The sequence below is a fragment of the Cupriavidus sp. 05N40 genome (assembly GCF_056397305.1).
In genome coordinates, this window is sequence record NZ_JBFTND010000093.1 from 1 (window position 1) to 12,385 (window position 12,385).

A 12,385-nucleotide genomic window follows, 5' to 3' on the forward strand; every position below is an offset into this window, starting at 1 on the left:
AACGCTGCAGAAGCTCCAGGATGTCGTGGTCGCCTATGCGACCGAATTCGGGGTCAAGATCCTTGCCGCCCTCGCCTTCTGGGTGATCGGCCGCTGGCTGATCCATGTCGTGGTACGCCTGGTCCAGGGCTCGTTGTCCAAGCAGAAGGTCGATCCGACGCTGCTGCGCTATGTCGGATCCATCGTCACGGTCACGCTGAACGTGGTGCTGGTGATCGGCATCCTCGGCTATTTCGGCATCCAGACCACCACCTTCGCCGCGCTGATCGCAGCGGCCGGCATCGCCGTCGGGATGGCGTGGTCGGGGCTGATGGCCAATTTTGCCGCGGGCGCTTTCCTGGTGGTGCTGCGGCCATTCAAGGTGGGCGATTTCGTCACGGTGGCCGGGGTGACAGGCACTGTCAGGGAGATCGGCCTGTTCGCCACCACCATGGACACGCCCGACAACGTGCTGACGGTGGTCGGCAACAACAAGATCTTCGCCGACACCATCCAGAACTTCAGCGCCAACGCCTACCGTCGTGTCGAGCTGAAGGCCCAGCTGTCCGGCAGCACCGATACGGCCGCTGCCATTGCCCTGCTCAAGGAACGCATCGCCGCGTTGCCGAACGTGCTGGCCGAACCCGCGCCCGACGTCGAGATCCTCGAGTTCACCCTGGTGGGGCCGGTCCTGGCCGTGCGCCCCTACTGCCATACCGATCACTACTGGCAGGTGTATTTCGACACCAACCGCCTCATGCGCGAGTGCTTTGGCGAGGCGGGCTACGCCGCGCCGATGCCGGCCCAGCTGGTGGTCCTGCAGCAAGGCAGCAGCAACGCCGCAGCCTGACCGTGCTCCGGCACGCTGGCGCGGCTCACGCGTGGCGCTGCGCCTGCATGCCGGCGCGCCCGACCATGCGCATGCCCACGGCCCCGACGCCGCATACGGCCATGACCACCGCGAGCGGCAGCGCGCTGCCATCGCGCCAGAGGCTGACCGCGGCGCCGGCGAGCGTGCCCAGCGAAAACTGCAGCGTGCCCATCATCGCGGAGGCCGTGCCGGCCCGGTGCCCTTGCTGGGCCATGGCGAGCGCCGAGGCATTCGGCAGGATGCAGCCCAGGCTGGCGATAAACACGAAAAAGCCCGCCAGGAGCACCGGCAGCGATGCCATGCCCGCCAGCGCCGCCGCGGCCAGCAGCACGCCAGCCGCGCACGGCGCCACCAGCGCGGCACGCAGCACGTGGTCGAGCGGGCGGGTGCGCGCCAGGCGCGCATTGAGCTGCGACATTGCGATCAGGCCCAGCGCATTGGCACCAAACACGAAGCCGTAATGAGAGGGCGCGATGCCATGCAACTCGATCAGCACGAACGGCGACCCCGCGATATACGCGAACATGCCAGCCTGCCCGCAGCCGGCCGACAGCGAATAGCCCACGAAGCTGCGGTCGCGCAGCAACTGGGCGTAGTTGGAAAGCACATGCCCGAGGCGCAGCGGCATGGCGCTGGCGTGGTCGAGCGATTCCTCCATATAGCGGTGGACCACCAGCAGGATCGCCAGGCTGCTGCCGCAGAGCAGCCAGAAGATGGCGCGCCAGCCGAACGCCCCGAGCACGGCGCCGCCGATGACCGGCGCCAGGATCGGCGCCAGGCCCATGACCAGCATCAGCGAGGAAAAGGCCCGCGCGGATTCATGGGCTTCGAGCCGGTCGCGGATGACCGCGCGCGCCATCACCATGCCGGCGCAGCCGCCCAGCGCCTGCAGGAAGCGCCACAGCATCAGCGCTTCGACATCCCGCGCGAGGGCGCAGCCGGCCGCCGCGGCAGCGTACACCAGCAGCCCGACGTAGAGCGGCGGCTTGCGGCCGAAGCGATCGCTGATCGGACCATAGAAGGCCTGCCCCACTGCCAGCCCGACCAGGAACGTGCCCAGCGTCAGCTGCACGCGGCCGATGTCCACGCCGAGATCGCCCGCCAGCGCGGGGAAACTCGGCAAGTACATATCGATGGACAGCGGCGCCAGTGCTGTCAGCGAAGCGCATACCAGGAGCCAGAGTGGAAAACGCGCGGACTGGGGTGCGCGGGTGGAACGGGTCATCGGGACATCCAGAGGAACTAGCAAGCGCGCCGGCAGCGGCAGGGCCAGGGGCAAGCGAGACACGCAAGGCGAGGCGAAAGACGTAATTGTTGCATACCGTAACAAGCTGCGTATTCGGCGCGGCAAGCGTGGATGATGCGGGCCCGCGCCCGCGGTTCGCGGGGTGCCGCTTTCAACGCCAGCGGGGCCAAGGGTACAATGCCACCCTGTCGGCCGCCCGGGGCGGACGGTCAAGCAGCCCGACGCACCGCGGAAGCCCGCTCACCGGCACGGTTTCCGGCAACGTTTTCCTGCATGAGAACAAGATACGCTCTGCTTTCCGCTTTACTGACCCTGGCTGCCGGCGCGGGCAGCTTGCCGTGCGCGCACGCGGCCCCAGCTCCGGTGCCGGCGCCGGCCAAGGCCGCCGTGTCGGCCGCGTCCGCCCCGGCGGCGCCTGACGAGGCCGAAGCGCTGGCGCAGATGCTCAAGGGCGCGGCCACCGGCCAGAACACCGGCGCGGCCGGCGTGCCCGAACTGCTGCGCAACACGGCGCGCCCGGACAATATCCTGGCGCGCGCCTGCCGCCAGCTCAACGACGCGCTGCCCATCGAGATCGACGGCGAAACACGCCTGCGCCGCTGCCAGTCGGTGCCCGGCAAACACGTACTCTTTCAGCTGGAACTCACCAAGTACCGCGGCCCGATGCTGGATCTCGCCAGCTTCGAGCTCAGCTATGCCGCGCCGTTGCAGCGCAATATCTGCGCCAATCGCGACGTGGAAATCCTGACTAAGCTGGGCGTGAGCATGATGTTCCGCTACATGACCCGCAACGAACGCAGCGAACGCCGCGTGGGCGACGTCTATATCAACTCCCCGATCTGCGCCTCGGCATTGCGCTAGGCGACGCTCCTCTCCCCCCGAATCCGCGGAGCAAAAAAAACCGGCACCCCGCAGGGTGCCGGCATGCCAGGGCGTGCGATGAATCAGGCCAGGCGCGGCCGCAGCGGCACCACATTGGCCGCGCGCCGCGGCAGGATGCGCGTTTCCTTCCAGCGCGCGTGCGCCAGCGCGGATCCCCATACCAGCTCATGCAGCCTGGCCAGCGCGAACGGATCGCCCAGCAACAAGTGCTTCTGCGCGGCGCTGAGTTCGTCGGGGCCGCCCGTCAGGGCCTGCTGCACCAGCGCGGCACGCTCGCTCTTGGTGGCTTCCGGCTGGATCAGGCGGGACGTGGCCGTGGCACACATCAGCGCATTGGTGACCGGGTCGACCACGGCATCGATAAAGGCCGGCGGCTCGCCGGCGGCTTCGACGTGCTCCTGCATCGCCACCATCTCACGCGGCGGCCTGGCTTCCTCGGGCGTGACGAACAGCCTGGCGCGGCGCAGCGCGCGGMCGAGCGACACGCGCGACAGCAGCACGGACAGCGGGATCGAGAACGCCAGCGCGCCGACGATCGGCAACAGCCACCAGACGAAGTTCGGATCCAGCCACAGCACCAGCCCGCCCCATGCGAGGCCGAGCAAGGTATGCAGGCCGTGACGGCGGAATGCCTCGCCCCAGGTGGTTTCGGCATCTTCGCGCGGGGGCGACTTCCACGTAATGCCCCAGCCGCTGTAGGCCGCCACCACGAACTTGGTATGGAACAGCATGCGTACCGGCGCCAGCAAGGCCGACATCAGCACCTCGATCAGCATCGACAGCACCAGCCGCACCGGCCCGCCATAGTTGCGCGCATCTTTCATCAGCAGCACGATGCTTGCCACCTTGGGCAGGAACAGCAGCGTGGCGGTGGCCGAGAACAGCGCGAGCGCCTTCTCCGGATGCCACTCCGGCCAGGTCGGGAACAACTGGTACTGCTGGGTGAAATACTCGGGCGGCACCAGCGCGTGCTTGGCCAGCATGATGGTCGACAGCACCAGGAACCCAGCGCGGCGCATCAGCGCGGCTTCGACGAAATCGTGCGAAAGGATCTCGCCCGCCAGCGGCCCCTTGCCCGGCAGCGGCGCCAGCGCGCAATGCTCCATGAAGGGCTGGATGCGGATGATGGCGTTGTGGCCCCAGTAATGCGACTCGCCAAGCTGCCAGTAGTGCAGGCCGGCGGTAAACAGCGGACCGTATACGCGCGTGGAGAATTGCTGCACGCGCGCATACATGGTCTCGCGCCCCACCGCGAGCGGGGCAGTCTGGATGATGCCCGCGCCCGGGTTGCTTTCCATCAGCTTGACCAGCGTGCTCAGGCACTCGCCGCTCATCACGCTGTCGGCGTCGAGCACCACCATATAACGGTAGGCGCTGCCCCAGCGCCGGCAGAAGTCCGCCACGTTGCCGGTCTTGCGCTTGACGCGGTGACGGCGCCAGCGATAGAAGATCCGGCCGAAGCCATTGACCGCGCGGCAGGTTTCCATCCACGCGTCGGTCTCCGCGGCGCGCAGGTCGGGGTTGCCGCTGTCCGACAGCACGAAGAAATCGAAGCGCGCCAGCTCGCCGGTGCGCTCCATCGATTCATAGGTGGCGCGCAGGCCGGCGAACACGCGGTTCACGTCCTCGTTGCAGATCGGCATGATGACCGCGGTGCGCGCCTCCTCGGCGATCGGGCCCGCCTGCGCCGCCGAGCGCGAGATCAGGTGGCGGTCGCCGCCCTTGGCCAGCACCAGGAAGCCCATCATGGCGGTCCAGAAGCCGGCCGACACCCACGAGAACAGGATGGCGAAGAGCGCCAGCACGGCGATCTCCAGCGGGTCGGTGCCGTGGTATGGCAGCACCTTCGTCATGAAATACGTCGCCAGCGCGGTCTGCCCGGTGACCAGGCCGAGCAACACCCAGCGGCGGTGCGCACCGGCGGGGTGCCACTTGCCTTCGGCATCGGGGCCGTCATGCAGGGTGTCCCAGGTTTCCGGCACCGGCGGGCGGCCGAGCATGCGGCGGCCCAGGTTGCGCAGGAAACCGGTGACGATATGCGGCGGCCATGCGCGCGGCACCATCGAGGCACGCTCGGGCGCCGGGCCCGTATCGATATGCACGGTGCCGTCGTCATGGCGCTGGATCAGCGGTTCGCCGGCGGCCTGCGGCGCGCCGTAGGCGAGATTGAGGCGGCGCCCGACCGATGCGTAGGCGGTGCCGCCAGCCGGCGGCTGAGCGCCGTCCCTGGCGGTGAGTTGGCGTTGCAGCAAGTTCATGGCCGACTCCGTGTCGGCGCTRTCGCTGACCGTAATGTTGTTAAGCAGCTCGCGGCGCTGGTCTGGCGAGACCGGCACGCGATCGAGATAGCGCTCGCATGCCGCCGCCGGGGCGGCGCGCCGCTTCAGCCTGGGGGTAAGATGTAGCTCCACGTCTCGGATAGGGTTGTATTGCCGTTGCGAAGATAGCCGCGCAATTCGACCGGCTTGTTCTCGTCCTTGCGACGCACGATCATCGTCATGCGCCAGCCGCCGGTTGCATCATTGCGCTGCGTCGAAGTGTTCAGCAGCTCCCCGTTGCTGTCGGCCGAGATCACCGGATCGATGCGGGTGTCGGCGGCCAGTTTCTTGAAGGCAGGGCCTTCGAAATCGACGACCAGCGAAAAACTGGTGTCGTCCTGCTTGCGGCTCAGGCCCTGGCCTCGCCGCGTTTGTGTCACCCACGACAGCGGCGGCAGTTTTTCGCCGTCCTTCTGCCACAGCAGGCGGTACTCGAAATCGAAAGGTTGCCTGGGCTTGGRCGGGTTGTCGGGCACCCAGTAGGCCACGATGTTGTCATTGGTCTCGTCGGGCGTAGGGATCTGCACCAGCTCCACCCGGCCCGAGCCCCAGTTGCCCTTGGGCTCGACCCAAGCGCTCGGGCGCCGCTCGTACCATGCGCCGATCTCCTGGTAGCTGCTGAATTCGCGGTCGCGCTGCATCAGCCCGAAGCCCTGCGGATTGGTGGCGGCAAACGATGTCACCAGCAAACGCTTGGGATTGCCCAGCGGGCGCCACACCCATTCGCCGGTGCCGAGCTGCACCGAGAGGCCGTCGGAGTCATGCACCTCGGGCCGGTAGTCGGGCACCGGCGAGGGCTGGTTCTCGCCGAACAGGAACATGCTGGTCAGCGGCGCCAGGCCGAGCTTGGTGACGTTCTCGCGCAGAAACAGCCGCGACTTCACCTCCATCGCGGTCTCCGCGCCCGGGCGGATGACGATGCGGTAGGCGCCGCTCATGCGGCGCGAATCCATCAGCGCGTAGATGGTCAACTGCTTGTCAGCCGGCGACGGGCGCTCGATCCAGTACTCGACGAAGCGCGGAAACTCCTCGCCCGAGTTGAGCGCAGTGTCCACCGCCAGCCCGCGTGCCGACAGGCCGTACCACTGGTCCTTGCCGAGCGCGCGGAAATAGCTCGCGCCGAGGAAGGACACCACTTCGTCCTTGCCCTTGGCCTGGTTCAGCGGATACAGCACGCGAAAGCCAGCGAAGCCGAGCGTCTTGAGCTTGGCGGCGTCGACCTTGTGCGGACCATAGTTGAACGCTGCAGGATCGAAGCGGATCTCGCGCGCGCTGCCACTGACCACCTCGTTGATGCGCACCGGCTGGTCGAACACCGTGCCTTCATGGAAGAAGGACAGCTCGAAAGGCAGCTTGGCATTGCGCCACTGAAAGCGCTCGGGCTTGTACTCGATCTCGCGATAGCGCTCGTAGGACAGCTCGCGCAACTCGCGCGGCAGGTTTTGCGCCGGTGCCTTGTAAGGGCTCGCGGCCAGCTGGTGTGCCCGCGCCGCCACGGTCTCGAAATCGAACGCATGCGCGGCCACCGCGCAGACTGCCAGCATGCCACCGCACAACCACCTGCCCAGGCGCGCGGCGCGTGCGCTGGCAAGCGCCGGCTGGCGGCGTGGGGCGTTTGCGGAGATCGGCAAGGTAGCGTTATCGGACATGGATGCCATTGGCAGGCGGGGTTGGAGGCAACGGCAGGACAAGGGTCCGCAGCAAGAGGCGGACCATCGTTCAGCCAGGCGACAAAAAGGCGGTGATCGCAACGATGCGCGGCAGTTTCGGTGAGCCGCTTGCGCAAACCCGGACGGGCTCGCGGCGCAACATTTCGCTAATGTCTTAGCAACGTAACAGGTTTGTTGCAATGCGCAATAGGACCTTAACAATTCGAGTCTTCAAAGTCACGTTTCGATCACGCAACGTTTGCAACAAATTGAAACCCCAGTCTGCTCAAAGCCGCATTCCACATGGCCTCCCGCCCCGCGCATCACATCGGATCCGTACTCGCGAAGCGTCCGCACCCGGATCCGGGCGCAACGGCGCGCGAAGGACGCCCGATGGTCTTTGCAGGCTGTGGCCTGGGTCATGGCAGAGCGGGAAAACAACTCGACACGCGGGCGCCACGCGCAGCCCGGCATGTCGTGCAGAGATGCGAGCGGAACCCGAAACTGCAACGCTAGGATATGGATTCGGCTTCGTCAACACGCGCCACGATGCCCCGAAAGAGCGCATGGCGCACCTCGGGCGTTCGTGCAGTGCACCGTCCGGCGAGAGGCACGCAAAAAAAAGAGAGGCCGTAGCCTCTCGATGGATTTTCGCCTCGGCGCCAGTCCCCCCGGATGGCATATCGCCACTGGGCACCGGTACCCGCGCATACGCGGCAACGCGCCGGAACGGCACRGCATGGCGGACGCGGGCGGCGCGGCGAACTATTGCGGCAGCAGGCACGCGCCTGAGCGTGCCCGCTGCCTGTCGCCTCTCACTGATGGCGCTCAGGCGCCTTTATTCATCATCTTGTCGGTATCGGACGGCGCATGGTTCTTCTTCTTTTTGGCCGGCTTCTTGGACATCTTGTCCGAGCTTGCCGCCGGCTTGTCACCGGCCGCGGGCGCGGCCGGCGCCGAAGCCTGGGCATAGGCACCCGCACCGAACATGGCCAGCGTCAACATCACGATCCACTTCTTCATGTCAGCCTCCTGGTCCGCTGTAAAAGAAGCCTGCCTGCGGCCGTGGTGGCTTTGGGCTGATGCGCTTCGTCACTACCAGCAACGGGACAGGGAAGCGATGGGTTGACGCGCCGTCCCGCCTATCGACATTGCGACGCAGCATGCAGCGCGCGGGGCGACAGCGCGCCTAATGGCAGAGGCGGCTCAGCAGTTCGCCGGCAATGGTGCCGCCTGCGGCAGACTGGGGCATGCCGGCCTGTGGCGCGCTGATGGTATAGAGCGACTCGCCGCGCGCGTAGCGCTTCGGATAGAGGGTCTGCTCGACCACGGCATACATGGAAGTCGCACAGTTGAAGATCATGCGCTTGAGCGAAGAACGGATCGGCTCGCCGCTGGCGGTGCGGATCACCCCGGCCGGCGCATTGCGCATGACAGCCACGCCGACTTCGGCGCCACGGCGGCGCACCGARGTCTTGTCGAAATAGGAAACCACCCCGTTGGCGCCCATCAGCGGCAGCCAGCGCTGCGGATCGGGCGCGGCGGGATCGGGTGCGGCCAACACCGAGCAGCCTTCGCGCGGCGTGGAACGGAACACGGTGCCGCCGTTGCTACCCTGGCATTGATACAGGCCCGCGGCGGCGGGCCGCGCCGGTGGACGGCTCGGCGTGGACGGCAACGCAGAAGCTGCTGGCCGCGAGCACGACAACAGCATGAAAAGCGGCGCGCAAGGACATGGACGGACCCTCGTTTGGACCAAAAAAACAGGCCGCATTGTCGCACAGCGCGCCAGGCCCGCTCCGCAGGCGGGCGCCGGGCTCAGCCCTGTTGCTCGCGCCAGGCCACCAGGTCCGCGATGGTCAGCACCGGCAGGCGGTACATCTCGGCAAACGTCAGCGCCTCCGGCCGGCGGGCCATGGTGCCGTCCGGGTTCATCAACTCGCACAACACCGCGGCCGGCGCCAGGCCCGCCAGGCGGGCGAGTTCGACCGAGCCCTCGGTATGGCCGCGGCGGGCCAGTACGCCGCCGTCCACCGCGACCAGCGGAAACACGTGGCCCGGGCTGACCACGGCATCCAGGCCCGCATCGTCGGCGATGGCGGCACGGATGGTGGTGATGCGGTCGGCCGCGCTCACGCCCGTGGTCACGCCTTCGCGCGCCTCGATCGAGACCGTGAAGGCAGTACCGTACTGGCTGCGGTTGTTTTCCACCATCGGGCGCAGGCCCAGGCTGGCAACCTTCTCGCGCGTCAGGCACAGGCACACGATGCCACTGCATTCGCGGATCATCATGGCCATATTGGCCTGGGTCAGGCGTTCGGCGGCAAGGATCAGGTCGGCCTCGTTCTCGCGGTCGTCGTCGTCGAGCAGCACCACGGGACGGCCTTCGCGCATGGCCTCCAGCGCCTGGGCAATACGCTCGCCAAGCGGACGCGCGTCGGCCTCGGCGACGGCCGGGAAGGCAACGGTAACGGCGGGGTTTTCCTGGGTGGGAAGGGACAGCATGAAACGCTCCTTGAATCACGATAAGTGGGCGTTCCAGGGGATCAGCGGAAAAACACAGGCAAATTCAACCGGGCAGGCGCGAGCGCGCGCATGCCTGGCATCCAGCCGGGTTGTACCGCCCATCTTCTTTCATCCGGACTATGACCGTCGGCCCTGGCCTCTCACCAGGTCTGCTGACCCCGCACGGGAATGCGGGCGCTCGCGGGCTCGCCACCTTGTGGTGACATACCGCCGGTGGGGACTTGCACCCCGCCCTGAAGACGTAACGATGCCGGCGCGCCGCCAATGGACTGGCGGGCGCGCCGGCAGCGGAATGTTAGCACGAGTGCGGCAAGGCTTGCCTGGCGCGCCCCGGCGGCTGCGGCGCGGCCGCGGTCTGGCTGGAAAGCGCTTCCAGCGCCAGGCGCGAGGCATCGTCGGCCGGAAAGAAGCATTCGATGCGCATTTCCTGCAGCGTGATGTCCTGCGGAATGCCAAGCGTGGTCAGCGTGGAAAACAGCGCGGCCCGGAAGCCGCCGGCGGCCACTGCAACCGGCAGCATCGGCGGCGGGGTGCCGCCGGCGGCCTCGTCGTCGGCCAGCGGCACCCCGCCGGGTCCGAGCATGTCCGGGTGCCAGGACGAAATGCGGCTGAAGATGGCGCGCGCAGTCTGGTCCTGCGCCTGCGTCTGCAGTTCCTGCCAGACCCGCCTCAGCAGGTATCGCCCGACCTGCCGGGCGTTCTCGATCACCGGCCACAACCCTTGCGGGTCGAACACCGTCAGCATCAGGTTGATGCGCCCGCTGCCCTGCTCCAGCGTGGACGGCTCGCGGCCGTCCAGCAGCACGCGGATCATGTTGCGATAGGCCTGGTTCGCGTCGAGCATATTCCAGAACCGGTCCAGCACCACCGCCGGATAAGGCTCCTGCTTGCTGAGGATCAGCGCCACCGCCTGCTGCACCATCTGCAGCGCAGGCGCGCCGAGGCCGTGCTCGCTATAAGCGGGGGCAAAGCCGCCCGCCAGCAGCAGGCGGTTGCGCTGGCGCAGCGGCACGCCGAGGCGGTCCGCCAGCGACAGCACCATCTCGCGGCTCGGCCGCGCGCGGCCGGATTCGAGGAAGCTGATATGGCGCTGCGACACCCCTGCCGCCAGCGACAGCGCGAGCTGGCTGTAGCCGCGCCTGGCACGCCAGTAGCGCAAGAGCCCGGGGAAGTCGGTTGCGGTCTCGGAGCTGGGGGTCAAGGTATCCATGACGGCATTACAGCACGGCCGCCGCCACGCAGCCATTACCTGCAAGGTAATCGTCGCCGGGCGCGCTACGGCGACACGCTCGTCCACAGGCGCTGCGCCGGCACTGGCACCCATGATAATCTTCGTTATTTATCAATGTGTTATATCGACAATTTCAAGTAGAACACCGACTTCAGGAGGCGGGTCCGTCCGAAATCCGAAGGGCGCAAACGTCCGGATTCCGGATGCGGCGCGGCCGTGCCGCATCGGCACATGGCCCTGGCTGAAAGAGAAGGAAGGGGCATGAAGGACAGCATGCAGCACACCGGCCCGGTCTGAAGCAGTGCGGACACACAGCAATGTTATGCTTTGGGCCTCGATAACTCCTGCGCGCACAGGGCGCGCACCCTGATGGAAATTGCCATAATACTGGCGCTGATTTTGCTCAACGGCCTGTTCGCCATGTCGGAGATCGCCTTGGTGACAGCCCGCAAGGCCCGTCTGCAAAAGCAGATCGAGGAGGGCGACCGCGGCGCCATCGAGGCGATCAAGCTGGGCGAAGATCCCACCCGCTTTCTGTCGACCGTCCAGATCGGCATCACCTCCATCGGCGTGCTCAACGGCGTGGTCGGCGAGTCCACGCTGGCGCAGCCGCTCGGCATGTGGCTTCAGGGCTTTGGCATGCAGGTGTCCACCGCCGGCTATGTGGCGACCGCCATCGTGGTGGCGGGCCTGACGTATTTTTCCATCGTGCTGGGTGAGCTGGTTCCCAAGCGACTCGGCCAGATGGCCCCCGAGAGCATTGCGCGCCTGGCGTCGCGCCCCATTGCCTTCCTGGCGGTGGCCTCGACGCCGTTCGTCAAGCTCCTGTCCAGCTCGACGCGCCTGGTGCTGCGCCTGCTCGGTGTGAAGAGCGGCCGTGGCCCGGCGGTGACCGAGGAAGAAATCCACGCGCTGCTGGTGGAAGGCTCGGAAGCGGGCGTCATCGAGCAGCACGAGCACACCATGGTGCGCAACGTGTTCCGCCTCGACGACCGCCAGCTCACATCGCTGATGGTGCCACGCGGCGACGTCGTGTGCCTGGACGTGGAAGTGCCGCTGGAAGAAAACCTGCGCCGCATCGAGGAATCCGACCATTCGCGCTTCCCGGTGGTGCGCGGCGGCATGCACGACATGCTGGGCGTGGTCAGCGCGCGCCAGTTGCTGGCCCGCCGCCTGCGCGGCGAGCCCACCGATCTGACCGCCGTGCTGCAGTCCCCTGTGTTTGTGCCGGAGAGCGTGACCGGCATGGAGTTGCTGGAGAACTTCCGCGCCTCGGGCGGCCAGATGGCCTTCGTCATCGACGAGTACGGCGAAGTGCTGGGCATCGTGACGTTGCAGGATCTGGTCGAAGCCATCACCGGCGAGTTCAAGCCGGACAGCGCTGGCGAGGAATGGGCCGTGCAGCGCGAAGACGGCTCGTGGCTGCTCGATGGCCTGATTCCGATCCCCGAGCTGAAAGACCGTCTCGGCCTGCGCCACGTGCCGGAGGAATCCAAGGAACGCTATCACACGCTGTCCGGCATGCTGCTGCTGTTGCTGGGCCGGCTGCCGCAGACTGGCGACACGGTCCGCTGGGGCGACTGGAAGTACGAGATCGTCGACATGGACGGCAAGCGCATCGACAAGGTGCTCGCCTCCCAGGTGCCGCCCGAGGACGGCGCCGACGCGGAAACCACGGGCTGA

General features: G+C 67.1%; 10 protein-coding genes and 1 riboswitch. Of the genes, 3 read left to right on the forward strand and 7 right to left on the reverse strand.

The window, feature by feature from the left end:
- Positions 1–4: 4 nt before the first annotated feature.
- Positions 5–829, forward strand: coding sequence for a mechanosensitive ion channel family protein (locus AC1DO7_RS21615; RefSeq protein WP_477116551.1), 825 nt, complete (start codon positions 5–7; stop codon positions 827–829).
- 25 nt (positions 830–854) lie between these two features.
- On the opposite strand, the gene AC1DO7_RS21620 is transcribed toward AC1DO7_RS21615, so the two are convergent.
- Positions 855–2,075, reverse strand: a complete 1,221-nt coding sequence (locus tag AC1DO7_RS21620) for a Bcr/CflA family multidrug efflux MFS transporter (RefSeq protein WP_441643292.1) — start codon at positions 2,073–2,075, stop codon at positions 855–857.
- A 294-nt stretch (positions 2,076–2,369) separates the two neighbouring features.
- Between AC1DO7_RS21620 and AC1DO7_RS21625 the strand changes: the two genes are divergently transcribed.
- On the forward strand, positions 2,370–2,957 hold the full coding sequence (locus AC1DO7_RS21625; protein ID WP_441615168.1) for a hypothetical protein: 588 nt from the start codon (positions 2,370–2,372) through the stop codon (positions 2,955–2,957).
- A gap of 83 nt (positions 2,958–3,040) precedes the next feature.
- On the opposite strand, the gene mdoH is transcribed toward AC1DO7_RS21625, so the two are convergent.
- From mdoH to AC1DO7_RS21655, 6 genes are all read right to left on the reverse strand, one after another.
- Positions 3,041–5,389, reverse strand: a complete 2,349-nt coding sequence (gene mdoH, locus AC1DO7_RS21630) for a glucans biosynthesis glucosyltransferase MdoH (protein ID WP_477116546.1) — start codon at positions 5,387–5,389, stop codon at positions 3,041–3,043.
- Positions 5,362–6,945, reverse strand: a complete 1,584-nt coding sequence (locus tag AC1DO7_RS21635; RefSeq protein WP_477116547.1) for a glucan biosynthesis protein G — start codon at positions 6,943–6,945, stop codon at positions 5,362–5,364. Before AC1DO7_RS21635 ends, mdoH begins: the two co-directional genes overlap by 28 nt.
- A gap of 828 nt (positions 6,946–7,773) precedes the next feature.
- The gene (locus AC1DO7_RS21640) at positions 7,774–7,968 is read right to left on the reverse strand and encodes a hypothetical protein (RefSeq protein WP_441615162.1); all 195 of its coding nucleotides are present in this window, start codon (positions 7,966–7,968) and stop codon (positions 7,774–7,776) included.
- Between the two features lie 166 nt (positions 7,969–8,134).
- Entirely contained in the window at positions 8,135–8,659 is a 525-nt protein-coding gene (locus AC1DO7_RS21645) for a surface-adhesin E family protein (RefSeq protein WP_441615160.1), read from the reverse strand.
- A gap of 104 nt (positions 8,660–8,763) precedes the next feature.
- Entirely contained in the window at positions 8,764–9,450 is a 687-nt protein-coding gene (gene ribB / locus AC1DO7_RS21650) for a 3,4-dihydroxy-2-butanone-4-phosphate synthase (protein ID WP_441615158.1), read from the reverse strand.
- Positions 9,451–9,567: 117 nt separating this feature from the next.
- Positions 9,568–9,716, reverse strand: a riboswitch (FMN riboswitch).
- A 50-nt stretch (positions 9,717–9,766) separates the two neighbouring features.
- Positions 9,767–10,681: a helix-turn-helix domain-containing protein gene (locus AC1DO7_RS21655; RefSeq protein ID WP_441615156.1), complete on the reverse strand. Its 915-nt coding sequence runs from the start codon at positions 10,679–10,681 to the stop codon at positions 9,767–9,769.
- 390 nt (positions 10,682–11,071) lie between these two features.
- On the opposite strand from AC1DO7_RS21655, the gene AC1DO7_RS21660 reads away from it, so the two are divergent.
- Positions 11,072–12,385: a hemolysin family protein gene (locus tag AC1DO7_RS21660; RefSeq protein ID WP_441615154.1), complete on the forward strand. Its 1,314-nt coding sequence runs from the start codon at positions 11,072–11,074 to the stop codon at positions 12,383–12,385.